The 13,836-nt window shown below is 62.8% G+C and carries 22 protein-coding genes; 9 read left to right on the top strand and 13 right to left on the bottom strand.

Annotated elements, in window-relative coordinates; all coding sequences use genetic code 11:
- The first annotated feature begins 133 nt into the window (after nt 1-133).
- The 3 genes from NKJ58_RS20445 (at nt 134) to NKJ58_RS20455 (ending at nt 1,743) form a co-directional block, all read left to right on the top strand.
- Nucleotides 134-304, top strand: a complete 171-nt coding sequence (locus tag NKJ58_RS20445; protein WP_023670139.1) for a hypothetical protein — start codon at nt 134-136, stop codon at nt 302-304.
- 182 nt (nt 305-486) lie between these two features.
- Nucleotides 487-897, top strand: a complete 411-nt coding sequence (locus tag NKJ58_RS20450; RefSeq protein ID WP_352853707.1) for a hypothetical protein — start codon at nt 487-489, stop codon at nt 895-897.
- Between the two features lie 126 nt (nt 898-1,023).
- Nucleotides 1,024-1,743 carry a helix-turn-helix transcriptional regulator gene (locus NKJ58_RS20455; protein ID WP_023683994.1) on the top strand — a complete coding sequence of 240 codons (720 nt, stop codon included), beginning with the start codon at nt 1,024-1,026 and terminating at the stop codon, nt 1,741-1,743.
- 63 nt (nt 1,744-1,806) lie between these two features.
- Here NKJ58_RS20455 and NKJ58_RS20460 read toward each other — a convergent pair whose 3' ends face one another.
- The 3 genes from NKJ58_RS20460 to NKJ58_RS20470 form a co-directional block, all read right to left on the bottom strand.
- Nucleotides 1,807-2,499, bottom strand: a complete 693-nt coding sequence (locus tag NKJ58_RS20460; RefSeq protein ID WP_023670142.1) for a DUF1013 domain-containing protein — start codon at nt 2,497-2,499, stop codon at nt 1,807-1,809.
- Between the two features lie 325 nt (nt 2,500-2,824).
- A complete protein-coding gene (locus tag NKJ58_RS20465; RefSeq protein ID WP_023670143.1) occupies nt 2,825-2,965 on the bottom strand; it encodes a DUF1127 domain-containing protein in 141 nt (46 codons plus the stop codon).
- A gap of 354 nt (nt 2,966-3,319) precedes the next feature.
- Nucleotides 3,320-4,330 carry an NAD(P)H-quinone oxidoreductase gene (locus NKJ58_RS20470; protein ID WP_352853709.1) on the bottom strand — a complete coding sequence of 337 codons (1,011 nt, stop codon included), beginning with the start codon at nt 4,328-4,330 and terminating at the stop codon, nt 3,320-3,322.
- 146 nt (nt 4,331-4,476) lie between these two features.
- Between NKJ58_RS20470 and NKJ58_RS20475 the strand changes: the two genes are divergently transcribed.
- The 3 genes from NKJ58_RS20475 to NKJ58_RS20485 all read left to right on the top strand — a co-directional run bounded on the left by NKJ58_RS20475 (nt 4,477) and on the right by NKJ58_RS20485 (nt 6,302).
- Complete coding sequence (locus NKJ58_RS20475) at nt 4,477-4,671, top strand: DUF1192 domain-containing protein (protein WP_352853711.1); 195 nt, start codon at nt 4,477-4,479, stop codon at nt 4,669-4,671.
- A 96-nt stretch (nt 4,672-4,767) separates the two neighbouring features.
- Nucleotides 4,768-6,006, top strand: a complete 1,239-nt coding sequence (locus NKJ58_RS20480; RefSeq protein WP_023683997.1) for an MFS transporter — start codon at nt 4,768-4,770, stop codon at nt 6,004-6,006.
- Nucleotides 6,007-6,038: 32 nt separating this feature from the next.
- On the top strand, nt 6,039-6,302 hold the full coding sequence (locus tag NKJ58_RS20485; protein WP_023670147.1) for an ArsR/SmtB family transcription factor: 264 nt from the start codon (nt 6,039-6,041) through the stop codon (nt 6,300-6,302).
- 29 nt (nt 6,303-6,331) lie between these two features.
- Here the strand turns inward: NKJ58_RS20485 and NKJ58_RS20490 are convergent, their stop codons facing one another.
- The 6 genes from NKJ58_RS20490 to NKJ58_RS20515 all read right to left on the bottom strand — a co-directional run bounded on the left by NKJ58_RS20490 (nt 6,332) and on the right by NKJ58_RS20515 (nt 9,148).
- Nucleotides 6,332-6,664, bottom strand: a complete 333-nt coding sequence (locus NKJ58_RS20490; RefSeq protein WP_352853713.1) for an SRPBCC family protein — start codon at nt 6,662-6,664, stop codon at nt 6,332-6,334.
- Complete coding sequence (locus tag NKJ58_RS20495) at nt 6,661-6,795, bottom strand: SRPBCC family protein (protein WP_352853714.1); 135 nt, start codon at nt 6,793-6,795, stop codon at nt 6,661-6,663. The genes NKJ58_RS20490 and NKJ58_RS20495 overlap by 4 nt, the downstream gene beginning before the upstream one ends.
- A 16-nt stretch (nt 6,796-6,811) precedes the next feature.
- Nucleotides 6,812-7,186, bottom strand: coding sequence for a nuclear transport factor 2 family protein (locus NKJ58_RS20500; protein ID WP_032893136.1), 375 nt, complete (start codon nt 7,184-7,186; stop codon nt 6,812-6,814).
- A gap of 23 nt (nt 7,187-7,209) precedes the next feature.
- Nucleotides 7,210-7,536, bottom strand: a complete 327-nt coding sequence (locus NKJ58_RS20505) for an ArsR/SmtB family transcription factor (RefSeq protein WP_023699361.1) — start codon at nt 7,534-7,536, stop codon at nt 7,210-7,212.
- 5 nt (nt 7,537-7,541) lie between these two features.
- A complete protein-coding gene (locus tag NKJ58_RS20510; protein WP_352853716.1) occupies nt 7,542-8,198 on the bottom strand; it encodes a glutathione S-transferase family protein in 657 nt (218 codons plus the stop codon).
- A 116-nt stretch (nt 8,199-8,314) separates the two neighbouring features.
- Nucleotides 8,315-9,148 (bottom strand): alpha/beta fold hydrolase, encoded by an 834-nt coding sequence (locus NKJ58_RS20515; RefSeq protein WP_023727309.1) that lies wholly within the window; start codon nt 9,146-9,148, stop codon nt 8,315-8,317.
- A gap of 115 nt (nt 9,149-9,263) precedes the next feature.
- Here NKJ58_RS20515 and NKJ58_RS20520 point away from each other — a divergent pair, with 115 nt between their 5' ends.
- From NKJ58_RS20520 to NKJ58_RS20530, 3 genes are all read left to right on the top strand, one after another.
- Nucleotides 9,264-9,791: a winged helix-turn-helix transcriptional regulator gene (locus NKJ58_RS20520; protein ID WP_023684001.1), complete on the top strand. Its 528-nt coding sequence runs from the start codon at nt 9,264-9,266 to the stop codon at nt 9,789-9,791.
- Nucleotides 9,792-9,870: 79 nt separating this feature from the next.
- Nucleotides 9,871-10,104, top strand: a complete 234-nt coding sequence (locus NKJ58_RS20525) for a hypothetical protein (protein WP_023684002.1) — start codon at nt 9,871-9,873, stop codon at nt 10,102-10,104.
- 175 nt (nt 10,105-10,279) lie between these two features.
- Complete coding sequence (locus NKJ58_RS20530) at nt 10,280-10,711, top strand: GlcG/HbpS family heme-binding protein (RefSeq protein WP_023690074.1); 432 nt, start codon at nt 10,280-10,282, stop codon at nt 10,709-10,711.
- A 245-nt stretch (nt 10,712-10,956) separates the two neighbouring features.
- Here the strand turns inward: NKJ58_RS20530 and NKJ58_RS20535 are convergent, their stop codons facing one another.
- The 4 genes from NKJ58_RS20535 to NKJ58_RS20550 all read right to left on the bottom strand — a co-directional run bounded on the left by NKJ58_RS20535 (nt 10,957) and on the right by NKJ58_RS20550 (nt 13,740).
- Nucleotides 10,957-11,358 (bottom strand): hypothetical protein, encoded by a 402-nt coding sequence (locus NKJ58_RS20535; RefSeq protein WP_023670154.1) that lies wholly within the window; start codon nt 11,356-11,358, stop codon nt 10,957-10,959.
- Between the two features lie 193 nt (nt 11,359-11,551).
- Nucleotides 11,552-12,499, bottom strand: a complete 948-nt coding sequence (locus tag NKJ58_RS20540) for an agmatinase (protein WP_352519841.1) — start codon at nt 12,497-12,499, stop codon at nt 11,552-11,554.
- A 197-nt stretch (nt 12,500-12,696) separates the two neighbouring features.
- Nucleotides 12,697-12,879: a 50S ribosomal protein L32 gene (gene rpmF, locus NKJ58_RS20545; protein WP_008834724.1), complete on the bottom strand. Its 183-nt coding sequence runs from the start codon at nt 12,877-12,879 to the stop codon at nt 12,697-12,699.
- A gap of 153 nt (nt 12,880-13,032) precedes the next feature.
- The gene (locus tag NKJ58_RS20550) at nt 13,033-13,740 is read right to left on the bottom strand and encodes a biosynthetic peptidoglycan transglycosylase (protein WP_050587122.1); all 708 of its coding nucleotides are present in this window, start codon (nt 13,738-13,740) and stop codon (nt 13,033-13,035) included.
- Nucleotides 13,741-13,836 lie beyond the last annotated feature (96 nt).

A 13,836-nucleotide genomic window follows, 5' to 3' on the forward strand; every position in this document is an offset into this window, starting at 1 on the left:
CCTGACAAAAGGCTCGTTTCCGAACCGACCGCGAAGCACCTCGCAGCTTTCTTCAACGAGCTGACATGCTCCTGACAGACTGCTGTCAGGAGGGGTATGCGATAGTGTCTCCATCAGAGAAGAGGAGATGGTCATGAACAGCTTTGGTATTTTGAACAGCGTACAGCACTATGTCGGCAAGATCCGCACGATGCGCAATGAAGTCCGTACCCAGCGCTTCCTGAACTCCTTGCCGGCGGACATCCGCAAGGACATTGGCTGGCCGGATATGTATGAGGGTCACAGCCGCATTCGCGAGATCTGAGGCGTTTTACATGACAATGCTTGGATGCGGACCCCGCAACGCCCGGATCATTGACATGGACCCCCGGGCGGCGACGCCTTGGGCTGGCGCAAAGACTTTTGGCGCCTGCTACGGACAATGCTGAAGGCTCCTGACAGAATGCTGTCAGGAGCACCATGCCATAAACGTGTCAGGAGACATGAATGGTGAAAAGCTGGAACGACAGGCTGAACACGCCGGGCGTCAACGGCGTGAAGCCGACGCCACGCACAATGGGCGACGTCGTCGAGGGCCAGCCGATGCTGGTGCCGACGCCCCGTCAGGTCGATGATTTCATCCGCACGATCCCCAACGGCGTCGAGATGGATGTACGCGCCTTGCGCACTGCGCTCGCCATCGAGCATGGGGCGCAAGTGACATGTCCGGTCACCATCGGCTATCATCTGCAAACCGTCGCCGAAGCCGCCAATGAGGATCTCGAACGCGGCATGACGCTGAACGATATCACGCCGTACTGGCGTGTGCTCGACGTGAACACGCCGACAACGAAGAAATTGTCCTTCGGCGCGGAATTCGTCGCCGTGCAGCGCAAGCGCGAAGGACTTAAACCATAATGCGTGTCGCCCAAAAGTGCGCAGCGGTTTTTGGGAGAACGGCAAGCATAAAACAGGACGTGGATGTCACCCGGAACCGGTTTCGGGACCGTGACATTCATAGACGAGCAGCCGAGGGACCATACGATGCGACGTGCCGACAGGCTCTTTCAGATCGTGCAGCACCTGCGTGGCGGCCGGCTGGTCACCGCCCAGAAGCTCGGCACATGGCTCGAGGTTTCCGAGCGGACCATCTACCGCGATATCGCCGATTTGCAGTCGACCGGAGTGCCGATCGACGGCGAGGCCGGCGTCGGCTACATGATGAGGGAGGGTTTCGACCTTCCGCCGCTGATGTTCACGCGTGACGAAATCGTCGCGCTGGTCGCCGGCGCACGCATGGTGCGGGCCTTTGGCGGCGCGGCCATGGCGCGTGCGGCCGACGAGGCGCTGGTCAAGATCGGCGCCGTCCTGCCCGACGCCGAGAAGGACCGCATCGCCCGCACCGAGATCCACACGCCGATGTGGGTGGTGAGCGACGCCGCGCGTGAGGCGATCGACGTGATCGAGCGCGCTGTCGAGAAGCGACAGGTGCTGACCATCGACTACCGCGACGAGGCCGGCCGCGGCACCGGGCGTGACATCCGTCCGCTCGGTCTGTGGTTCTGGGGCAAGGTATGGACGCTGGTTGCCTGGTGCGAGATGCGCGACGATTTCCGCGCCTTCCGCATCGACCGCATCGCCTCGGTGGTCATCGCCGGCCGCATCTTCAAGCCGGAGCGCGGCAAGCAGCTCGCCGATTTCTACCGCGCGGTCGAGCGCAGCGAGGATTATGGCATGACGCCGGACCGGGCGGCGCGCAGCTGAGATTTCGACAATCAGTTAAAAAGCCCGCTCGAAGCGGGCTTTTTTGTTGAACTGTCGCAAACCTTATTCGTCGTCCGCATCTTCCTTCTTGGACTTGAGCGCCGAGAGCTTGGCGAACACGGCGTTGGCGTCGAGCTCGGCATCCTCGTCCTTCGGCTTCTCCGGCGCCGGCACCAGGCGCTCGGTCACGGCAGCCGGCAGCAGCGTGTCGCCGACAGGCTGCGCCTGCTCGCGGCCGCGCGAGGCGCGGTTGACTTCCATGTCGAGGTCGATCTGCGAAGCGAGACCCAGCGTCACCGGGTCCATCGGCTGCAGATTGGCCGAATTCCAGTGCTTGCGCTCGCGGATCTGTTCGATCGTCGACTTGGTCGTGCCGACCAGGCGCGAAATCTGCGCGTCCTTCAATTCCGGATGGTTGCGGACCAGCCACAGGATGGCGTTGGGCCGGTCCTGGCGCTTCGACAGCGGTGTGTAGCGGGGACCCTTGCGCTTGGATTCCGGCACCCGCACCTTGGGGTCGGACAGTTTCAGGCGCTGGTTCGGATCCTTCTCGGCGCGCGCGATCTCGTCGCGGGTCAGCTGTCCGGTCATGATCGGATCCATGCCCTTAATGCCCTGCGCCGATTCGCCGTCGGCGATCGCCTTGACCTCGAGCGGATGCAACCCGCAGAACTGCGCGATCTGCTCGAAGGAAAGCGCGGTGTTGTCGACCAGCCAGACGGCGGTCGCCTTGGGCATCAGCAGCGTATTGGCCATTTCAAAAATCCTTCTCGTTCGCCCGCGTTCCCGCGCGGGCGGTGGTTTAGAGCCACCAAAATGGGAAATTCGCGGCCTGTATAACCGCTCCGCTGCCGTTTCGCAATGTTTTTGGCGCAGGGCGCAGCCGTCGGACACCGGACAGCGGGGGAGGCCAGGAGGACCTCGGCTCCGGCGATCATTGATGCCGAGTTGTACAGGGGGTCCAAAACGACAAAACCCGCCGGACAGGGTCCAGCGGGCTCGGAACCGGCGACGGGATACCGTCTGCCGCGGCTCTTGCTTCTGCCGCGTGGTCAGGCCTCACTGGCCGACCATGCTCGAATTAGATGGCCTTGCGAGCAATCCTCTCGATGTCGCCGCGGCTGATGCCGAGGTCGCTGAGCTGACGGGCATTGAGCTTGTTCAGCTCGCGCACGGTTTCGTTGTACATACGCCAGTTACGGAAAGCGCGGATCGGGTTCATGGTTGTCCTCCAGTTGTTGGATCAAATCGTTTCGATGACGCTTAGATAGGCAGGGCTGCCCACGAATTGAACAGACGTCTTTGCATAGCCGCAATGCAAATGCTGCATTGCACCATTAAGGTTATGTTCATCTTGCCGACAGGCTGAGCGCGGAGGATCAGCGAGATTCAGGTCAGGCCGAGCCGAGAATGGCGGCTCCCGAGAACCGGAGCGGAGCGTACTTCAGTACGTGACACCGGCCTACGCCGGCCGTAGCCTTAACTGCCGCAACCCTCATGAGGGCTTCGGCCGGCGAAGGCCGGAAGCGCAGGGAGCCGCCATTCGCAGGCCGGCCTCACCTGAATCTCGCCCCATCTAGCCGACGTCGAGAACGATCTTGCCTATATGCTCGCCCTCTTCCATGCGCTCATGCGCCCGCCAGGCGTCGGTCAGCGGGAAGATCATGTCCATCACCGGCGCTACCTTCCGGGTGCCGAGCAGCGGCCACACCTGTGCTTCCAGTGCGGCGGCGAGCGCCGCCTTGAACTCGACCGTGCGAGGCCGCAGCGTCGAGCCGGTGTGGGTCAGCCGCTTGATCATGATTTTCGAGAAATCGGCGCTCGCCACCGCGCCGGCCTGGACGGCGATCTGGACGATCCTGCCCTCGACCGCGGCGGCCTCGTAGTTGCGCGCGATATAGTCGCCGCCGACCATGTCGAGAATGACGTCGGCCCCGTTGCCGCCGGTCGCATCCTTGACCGCCGCGACGAAATCCTCCTCGCGGTAGTCGATGGCCCGGTCGGCGCCGAGTTTCAGGCAGGCGTCGCATTTTTCCTTGCTGCCGGCGGTGGTGACGACATAGGCGCCGAAGGCCGACGCCAGCTGGATCGCCGTGGTGCCGATGCCCGATGAGCCGCCATGGACCAGCAGCGTCTCACCCTTTTTCAGGCCGCCGCGCTCGAACACATTGTGCCAGACGGTGAAATAGTTTTCCGGAACCGCGGCCGCCTCCGTGTGGGTGAAGCCGGCGGGCAGCGGCAGCACGCTGCCGGCATGAACCTTGACATATTCGGCATAACCGCCCCCCGGCGTCAGCGCGCAGACCCGGTCGCCGATGCGCCAGCGCGATATGTCGTCGCCAAGGGCGGCCACTTCGCCCGATGCCTCGAGACCGGGCAGGTCGGAAGCGCCGGGCGGCGCCGGATAGGCGCCCTTGCGCTGCTGCACGTCGGGGCGGTTGACGCCGGCCGCACGCACCCGGATCAGGATTTCGCCGGGACCAGGCACCGGCACGTCGCGCGTTTCCGGTTTCAGCACCCGCGGCCCGCCCGGTTGCGAGATTGCAATGGCCGTCATCGTGGCTGGAATTTTATGTCCGCTCGCCATGAAATTTCCCGTCTCGGTCCGCCGGTCTGTCGCCGGCTGCCAGCTTCTTGCCGGCTGTTTGCATCTACGCCCCTGCCCTATGTATGCTGATTGCCGGATCAGGCAAATGGCCAAACCAGCCCAATACTGAACAGGGAGGAGCGACGATGGCGATCTTCGACGAAGAACCCAAAAAGAAAGCCCGCCCGCATGAGATCGGACAGGATCTGGCGCTGCTTTCGGTCGGTGACCTGACCGAACGGATCAGCATCCTGCGCGAGGAGATTGCCCGGCTCGAAGCCGAACTCCAGACCAAGGGCAGCACCAAATCGGCGGCCGAAGCCCTGTTTCGCCGCGGCTAGTTTTCGCATTAGTTTCGGCGTTGAGCATCCGCCGCCGAAAAGCCCGAATGCGCCTGTCTTCAGACCCCGCCACCGAATCTCCAGACGGATCAAACAATGTTTGCAAGCTACAGGCCGATCCTCTCGCTGCTTCGCGGCACCGCTTTCCTGCTTGCGGCTTCGGGATTGCACGGCCTGTTGTTGCCGTTGCGCGGCCAGCTCGAAGGGTTTTCGACCGCATCGCTCGGTCTGATGGGCACGGCCTGGGCCGGTGGCTTCGTCACCGGCTGCTTCTTCGCACCGCGCCTGGTGCGCCGCGCCGGCCACGTCCGGGCGTTCGGCGCCTTTGCCGCTTCGGGCGCCATAGTGGCGTTGCTTACCGGTCTGATCATCGACGAATATGTCTGGATCCTGCTGCGTGCCTTCACCGGCTTCACCATGGCCGGAGCCTTCATGGTCATCGAAAGCTGGCTGAACGAGAAGGCCACCAACGAGAACCGCGGCACCGTCTTCGGCCTCTACATGATGGTCACCTATGCCTCGATCATGGGCGGCCAGATGATCGTTGCCGGCGGCGACGTCAGATCGGCGTCGCTGTTCATGATCACCGGCATATTGTTCTGCCTGTCGCTGATCCCGACCGCGGTGTCGTCGGCTTCGTCTCCCAAGCCTTTGCAGGACGTCAAGCTCGATGTCAAAGGTCTCTACGCCAACTCGCCGGTGTCGGCGATCGCCTGCCTGTTGGTCGGCATCGCCAATGGCGCCTGGGGCACGCTTGGCGCCGTCTACGGCGCCCGTATCGGCATCTCCACCGCCCAGATCGCACTGATGATGAGCCTTGTCGTTATTGCCGGCGCGGCCATGCAGCTTCCGGCCGGACGCCTCTCCGACAAGACCGACCGCCGTTTCGTGCTGGCGGGCGCGGCTTTCGGCGCCGCACTGTTCGCCATCCTGATCTTCCTGTTCGAACCGCGTTCCGCCGTCCTCGTCATTGTCTTCGCCGCCGCCTACGGCGCCTTTGCCTACACGCTCTATTCGATCGCCGTGGCGCATGCCAACGACCACGCCCGATCGGAGGATTTCGTCAAGGTCTCGGGCGGCCTGCTGCTTCTGTATGGCTTCGGAACCATGATCGGGCCCTTGCTGGCTGCCGCCCTGATGGGTTGGCTCCGCCCCGAAGGCCTGTTCCTGGCCACCGCGCTGGCGCATCTCAGCCTCGCCGCCTACACGTTGCTGCGCATCAGCCGCCGCGCGCCGGTGCCAATCGAAGACCGCGATGCCTTCAAGACCCAGCCGGCCGATCGCTCGGTCACCCCTGAAGCACTGCGGCTCAGAAAAGCGGAAGCCGACGGTTGAGATTTGAAAAGCTTTGCCCCACAAGTATAGGCATGATCTTTTCTGACGCCTTCATGGCGATTGCGGACCCCAACCGGCGCTATCTTCTGGAAGAGCTCCGGCGTGGCCCGAAAACCGTCAACGAACTGGCTTCGGGCCTGCCAGTCTCCCGCCCGGCCGTGTCCCAGCATTTGAAAGTGTTGCTGGACGCCGGTCTGGTTCAGGCCAAGGCCGAGGGCACGAGGCGGGTCTATACAGTCAGCAGTGGCGGCTTCCTCAAGCTCAATATTTGGCTTGATCAGTTCTGGGAAGCATAGGCCGCGATTCCAGCTCGCCTCCCTGGCTTTCAAGTGTCCGTTGCCAGCGCCTTGCCCAGCGCATCGAGCAGGAATCCGGTACCATGCTCGCGCGATGACGGTGTGTCGTGCCCATCGAGAAACGCGCCCTGCTCGGTGAGCACCAGACGCGTGCCCGTGCCTTCCGGGCGAAGCTCAATTGTCGCCAGCGAAACCGAGATTCTGACATCACCGAACAGCATGTCGTAGCTGTAGACGATGCGCTGGTTGGGCACGATGTCCTGATAGGTGGCGGTATAGGTGTGGATCGGCCCGTCCTTCGGCCCGCCGGCATTGACCTCCTGGCCGCCGACGCAAAAATCCATTTCGTGCCTGTGGGTCATCGGGTTGTCGGGTCGGCGAACCAGCGCCGCTTGGCGGCCGGATCGCTGAGCGCGAAATAGACTTTCGCCGGCGCAACTGGATAGAGGCGCTCGAGGACCAAGGTGGAGTGGACGACGGATCGTTCGGCCATGGTCGGGTCCTCTTGGTCAGCTTGATGGTTTCTGCGCGACGAAGACGCCGTCGCGATAGGACGCGCCGAAATAGACTTCGACGGCGCGCAACCTGTCGCCATGGAACAGATGCAGTTCGGTGTTGCGGAAGGTCTTTCCGTCCGCCGTCTCGCAGCGATAGAGGACAAAGGCGGCGTCCTCGTCCTCGCATATCCGCTCGATGACGATCGAGCTGAAGGCCGGGCTGTCCGGCCAGCAGCGCTCGAAATAGGTCGCACGGTCGATGGCGTCGTCATAGGGGCTGGTGAAGGTGAAATCGTCGGCGAGCACCGCCGCGACGGCAGCCTTGTTATTCGCCTGGTAGGCGGAAAAATAGCCGCGGATCAACTCCGCTCTGCTTTTGCCGGGCATGGTCATTTCTCCTCTGCTTCAGGTCATTCGGTCCCGGCGAGAAAATCGCCGAGCCGGTCGAGCCGACGCTCCCATGTCAGCCGCCGTTCGTTGATCCAGTGTTCTGCGCTGCGCAGCGCCTGCGGCGCGATCTGGCAGGTGCGCACGCGGCCGAGCTTTTCCGAGCGCACCAGCCCGCTTGCTTCGAGCACGTTGAGATGCTGGACGACGGCCGACAGCGACATCGCCAGCGGTTCGGCCAACTGGCTGACCGAGGCCGGCCCACGCGACAGCCGTTCGACCATGCTGCGCCTGGCCGGGTCTGCGAGCGCCTGGAACATCAGGTCGAGCTGGGCGGGATCGTGCAGCATCGCGATCAGCCGTTATTGTAGGGAAAGAACTTGAAGTAGGGCTGCGCCTCCTCGACCACCCGGGCGAAGGACGGCCGCTTGAGCAGGCGGTCGTGGTAGTGTTTCACGGCCGGATAGCTGTCGCCGAACGGCTCGACCTTGTTGGCGTAGAACAGCGCCGGCGAGGCCGCGCAGTCGGCCATGGTGAAGGTGGGGCCGGCCGCCCAGATTTTCGAACGCATCTCCTCCTCGATGATCGCATAGGCGTTGCGCAGTTGCGCGCGCGCTTCCTCGACCCCGAACGGATCGGTCTTGTCCTGCGGGCGCAACCTGTCGCCGACGATCTTCTGCATCGGAGCCTGCACGTAGAAATCGTAGAAACGGTCGGCCTGGCGGACCTGGAGAGCAAGGTCGGCCTCGGCCGGGATGAGCTCGACCGGCCCGGGACAATGCGCCGCCAGATATTCGATGACGATGGTCGATTCCAGCACCGTGCGATTGCGTGCATCGTCACGCAGCGCCGGCATCTTGCCGGTCGGCGACACCTTCAGGAATGCTGCCCGCGACTGCTCGTCGCCGAGGTCGACGATAACCGGCGTGAAGGGCGTGTCGTTCTCGTAGAACGCAATCAGCGGTTTCCAGCAGAACGATGCCAGCGGATGGAAATGGAAGGTCAGGGACATTTTTTGCTCGTCTGTTTGTGGTTCGCCGATGCTGGAGCGGTGCCAGCCTGCGCCGACACTGAAGCAATTACTTAACTATTTCCGTGAGGCGAATGTGTCAAGGTTCCAGACTGCCTTCAGGGTTTGGTATGCGTGACGATGGCGGCAACGATCGTGCCCCAGTCGTCGGGATGCAGTTCGTGGCCACCGCCTTCGACGCGGACAAGCCGCCCGCCGGCAACAGCGTCGGCAAGGGCTGCGCCATGCTCGACCGGAAAGATCGGATCCGATGTCCCGTGAATGACGAGCAGCGGAACCTTGATCTCGCGCAGGCGTCCTTTCAGATCCTCGCAGCTCTTCAGCATGAAATGGTTAGTCGCGCTCAGGAAGCCGCCGGATCGGTCGTAGTCCCGTTCGACGAACGCCCGCATCGCCTTCTCGTCGAAGGGATGCGCGGTGCTGGCGATCGCACGCGCATCCTTGACGACGAAGCCGACCACCTGGTCGCGGTTCGACCAGTCGACTCTGGCGCCATCGGCCGAGTGCTCCATATAGGCTTCGGTCGTTCCCGGCAGCTGCGATGTGTCGATCCCCACCGGCGAACTGCTGATTACGGTCAGCGAGATGACCCGCAAGGGATGTTTCAACACCAGTCGTTGCGCGATCATGCCGCCCATCGACATCCCGATCACATGCGCCTTGCCGATGCCGCAACTGTCGAGGACGCGCACCGCATCGTCCGCCATGTCGTCGAACGTATACGGCGGCTCGCCCGGCGTATATTTGGTCGACAGGCCGGTGTCACGATTGTCGTAGCGGATCACGAAGTGGCCTTCGCCGGCGAGCTTTTTGCAGAGCGCCTCCGGCCACCAGAGCATCGAGGCCATGGCGCCCATGATCAGCAGAATGGCTGGATCTCCGGGATCGCCAAACGTCTGGGAGACGATTTCGGGTGCTGCGGCCCTTGTCATGGGACTCTCCTCCTATCGGCCAATCAAAGGCCAATCAAACTGGTTGCATTTTGCAATCGGTTGCACGATAATAAAACTGATACGATAATGCAACCGGTTTTTTGAGGAGAGTCGGATGAAAACCGAACACCGCTCGGGATGCCCTATCAATCTGTCGCTGGAAGTGTTCGGCGATCGCTGGAGCCTGATCATCCTGCGCGACATGATTTTTGGCGGCAAACGCCACTTTCGCGAACTGCTCAACGGCTCGATCGAGGGCATCGCTTCCAATATCCTGGCCGACCGGATGAAGCGGCTGATGGAACTCGGCATGCTGACCAAGGCCGACGACCCCTCGCACAAGCAGAAGGCGATCTACAGCCTGACCGAGATGGCCATCACGCTGGTGCCGATCATGGCGCATCTCGGCGCTTGGGGCCGCGTCTGGCTGCCGGTGAGCGAGGAGCTTTCGATCCGCGCCGAGCTGCTGGAGAAAGGCGGGCCGCCAATGTGGGAGCAGTTCATGGACGAGTTGCGCCACGACCATCTGGGCACGCCTGTCGCCACACCCGCGCAGCCTTCCGTCCGCGCTACATTGCAGGCCGGATATGAGGCGGTGGTAGCCCGCAAGGCGTCGAGCGGCATCGAGGCCCCGGCCGCTTGACCAACTTATTTCCCCATTATCAGGCCGGCTCTGCTATCAAGGGGCTGAAAAACATAATTTACGGGATTGGATAACGCTCTTGGTCGAGAACTCTAAGGATACTGCCCGCGCCAGGGCAGATATGCGTTTCAAGAAGCAGGAAGAGGCAGCCACGGTGCGGCAAAAGGCGATGGCGGAGTATGTCGCCGAGGCCGACGCCCGCCAGGCCAAGACCAACAAGCTCCGGGCATTGCGCCTTGCCAAGGAAGCGGAAGACCTCGCCAACGCCCCTGCCGTTCCGGTCAAGAAAGCGCCCCGAGCCAAGAAAAAATAGCGCGGCCTTCTTCATCGACGCCCGATCTGGATGCCGGCGGATCGTATCCGCCATGTGCCACGATCAGCAATGCCCGCCATTTCCGCTTTCCCACGCGAAGCAATTTCAACCGCAACCGGGATTTCGCATCCCGCATGTCAGGCGATGATTGACGCGTTTTGATCAGGAGACAGCCATGACCGCACTGACCCTCGAAAAAGCCAAGCACATCATCGACGCCGCCTTCGCCAAGGGCGCCGAGCTGAAGCTCAAGCCGCTCGGCGTTTCCGTGCTGGACGCCGGCGCGCATCTCGTCGCCTTCCAGCGTCAGGACGGAGCCTCGTTCCTGCGCCCGCAAATGTCGGCCGGCAAGGCCTATGGCGCGCTCGCCATCGGGATGGGCTCGCGCCGTGTCGAGGCTTTCGCCAAGGAGCGGCCGCATCTCGTCGCCGGCATTTCCGACGTCTCGGGTGGACGCGTGTTGCCAGTCGTCGGCGGCGTGCTGATCCGCGACAAGGCAGGCGCCGTCATCGGCGCCGTCGGAATTTCGGGAGATACGTCGGACAATGACGAAGCCGCCGCCATCGCCGGCATCGAAGCGGCGGGCTTCACCGCCGATCCGGGCTGAGGGGGAGCTTCGCCATCCCAGGGCGAAGCAGGAGCGAAGCTCCGTCGCGAAGACCCCGGGATCCATGCCGCGACCTTTGCCGCAAGTGTAAGCGGAGCAGAATTCTGAACCGTTGCAACGCCTTAGCTTCACGGAATGGATCCCAAGGTCTGCGCCGCGTCGCTTCGCTCCTTGCTTCGCCCCAGGAGGACCAGAAAGAGCAGCCACGCCAATCGCGAACGGATGCGACCATCCAACGAAGGCGGCTAGTTCAAATTTATGTCTCTACTCGCCGACCGCATCGACACCGAAAACCCGGCCAGCACATCGAACAGGGCGATCACCATCAGCGTGAAGAAGACGGAGTGCGCCGCGCCCTTCACCAGCAGGAACTCGACCAGGAACGCCACGAAGACCAGCGTCGACAACAGATGGTCCATGATCGAGGCGTTCGTGGTGCGCACCGACTTCACCATTTCGAGGAACAGGAAGATCAGCCCGATCACCACCATCAGGTCGCCGAGCGTCATCGAGAACACCCCGCCCGACATCATGCTGAACGAGAAGATCTCGGTCGCCCACGGATCGTCGCCGCTGCCGAATATTCCGAGGAGTCCGAGATTGTAGGCCACGAAGGGCACGATCAGCAGCGGGATGGCACCGAACATCAGGCGTCTCCTCTAGCAATTCCAGGAAAGCGGTTTCCCAAGGAATTGCCTAAACAATGGGGGCACCTCCTGTAGAATGCCCCGCAGGCACGCCGTCAAGATTTTTCGCTAGCGCCCGCAAACACGGAAAAAGACCGCGCGAAACAACCCTGTCAGCCACAGTTGCCCCGGCTGACCACCGACACGCCGGGATTCAGCGCTTGAACTGGCCTGTCCGCACGGCGGCGCCGATAGCGTTGAGGATGAAAAGGCCGGCGGTCATCGAGGTGATCTCGTTGACGTCGCGCGCCGGCGCGATCTCGACGATGTCGATGCCGACGACACGTCCCTTGGCGAACAGCCCCTTGATCAGTTCGATCGTCTGCCGGTAGCTGATGCCGCCAGGCGCCGGCCCTTCGACCGCCGGCATGACAGCGGGATCGAGACCGTCGGCATCGATGGTAAGGTAATAGCGGCCACGGTCCGGGATGCGCTTGAGCAGCGCCGCCGTACCGATATCCTGCCATTCATTGGCGGTGACGATGTTGGAGCCGTAGGCGCGGGCCGCCTCGACCTCCTCGAGCCGGGCGCTGCCCTGGCCGCGGATGCCGAGTTGGAAAATCCCGGCTATATGCGCCATCTCCGAAGCGCGGCGGATGGGGCTGGAATAGCCTTCCCTGACCCCGTTGACATTGTCGCGCCAGTCGAGATGGGCATCGATCTGAACCAGGGTGATCGGCCCTTCGCCGTCCAGCGCCCGCAGGATCGGGATTGGAATGCCGTGATCGCCGCCAATGGTGATCGGCAAGGCGCCGGCGACGCGGATCTTGCGGATCGCCGTTTCGGCCAACCTGTAGTGGCTGCCGGCGGTATCGCCGGGGACATCGCCGACATCGACCACCTTGACGTCCTGCCCGTCGAACAGGGTTCCGCCAATGTCGAAATCATAGCGGTCGAGCCCGAGGCTGATGCGCTGCGAGGCGCGCCGCACCGCGGTCGGCGCGTTGGTCTGGTCGTTGACCAGCTCGTCGATCGTGTAGGGACTGCCGTAAGGCATGCCGATGATGGCGACATCCGCCTTCAGCGCATCGAGGTCCTCGACCAGCGGGAAGTTCATGAAGGTCTGGAAGATATCGCGGGGTGCTGTGGTGAGCTTGGTCATGCGGTCCCTCTGAAGCCGGTCGATCATCGTGCGGAAGCGCCGCGACAAGGCATGCGGACTCAATACAGCACCGCCGCCGCAGCTTGTATCGCCACGGACGCCCGGTCTTTGGCATAGTTGGTGGCGCGGCGCACCAAACGCAAAAAAACCGGCCAATGGCCGGTTCTTTTGGCATTCAAACCCTTCGAAAGCTGGTCTCAGCTTTCCTTGGGCGTCAGCACCTGGCGACCGCGATACATGCCGGTCTTCAGGTCGATATGGTGCGGGCGGCGCATTTCGCCGGAATTCTTGTCCTCGACATAGGTCGGGGCCTTGAGAGCGTCGGCCGAGCGGCGCATGCCGCGCTTGGACGGAGAGGTTTTTCGTTTCGGAACGGCCATGGATATGCTCCACTACATGGTCAAAATGCCCCGATAGCCCTCGTGAAAGGGCCGCGTCAGGGCCATAATCTGAGAAAGTCGGGTGCCTATACACGCCCTGCGCCGTTTTGGCCAGCACCGTGGCGATTTTTTTTGAGCCGGCAGCGGTTCGACCTAATCAAGACAACCGACATACGCGCCCGAACGGCCGGCGCGGCGTTCGATCAGCGACGCCAGGCGCCGCAGACCCGGACCGGGCTTGGCCGGATTGCGGGCGATCGGATTGGGCAACGAGACGGCCAGCAATGCCGCCTGCCGCCGCGACAGCTGTTTGGCCGAAACGCCGAAATGATGCTGCGCCGCCGCCTCGATGCCGTAAATGCCCGGCCCCCATTCGGCGATGTTGAGATAGATTTCCATGATCCGCCGTTTCGACATCACCGCATCGAAATAGACGGCCAGCGGCAGTTCGACCACCTTGCGCACCGAGCCCAGCGGCCGCGACCACAGGAAAAGGTTCTTCACCGTCTGCATGGTGATGGTCGAGGCGCCGCGCGTCGCCTCGCCGGCCAGCGCATCGTCGACGACGCCGCGCAATTCGCCGAGATCGATGCCGCGATGGAAGCAGAATTGCCCGTCCTCCGACATGATCACCGAATTGGCCAGCACCGGGGACACATCGTCGATCGACACCCAGCGCCGGTCGTAACCGGAGAAGGTCGCGAGGTCTTTGACCATCAAGGTCGATATCGGATGCACGAAGGACGGCAGATAGAGGAAGGTCAGCACAATGGGTATCGCCGCCAGCACGACGGCGACGACCAGGCCGCGCCGTGCCAGGCGCTTCAGACCGGCGCGGTTCACGCGCCTTGGTCGCGCCATCTCAAACCCTTCGGTTTCATGATCGACGATCGGTTCCGTCAAGCCGCCCCCACCCGCGCCACTCTCCCGCCTCCGGCATAATGGCGCGAGGCTTCT

The organism is Mesorhizobium sp. M0139 (assembly GCF_040322455.1).
Taxonomy (GTDB): Bacteria; Pseudomonadota; Alphaproteobacteria; order Rhizobiales; family Rhizobiaceae; genus Mesorhizobium.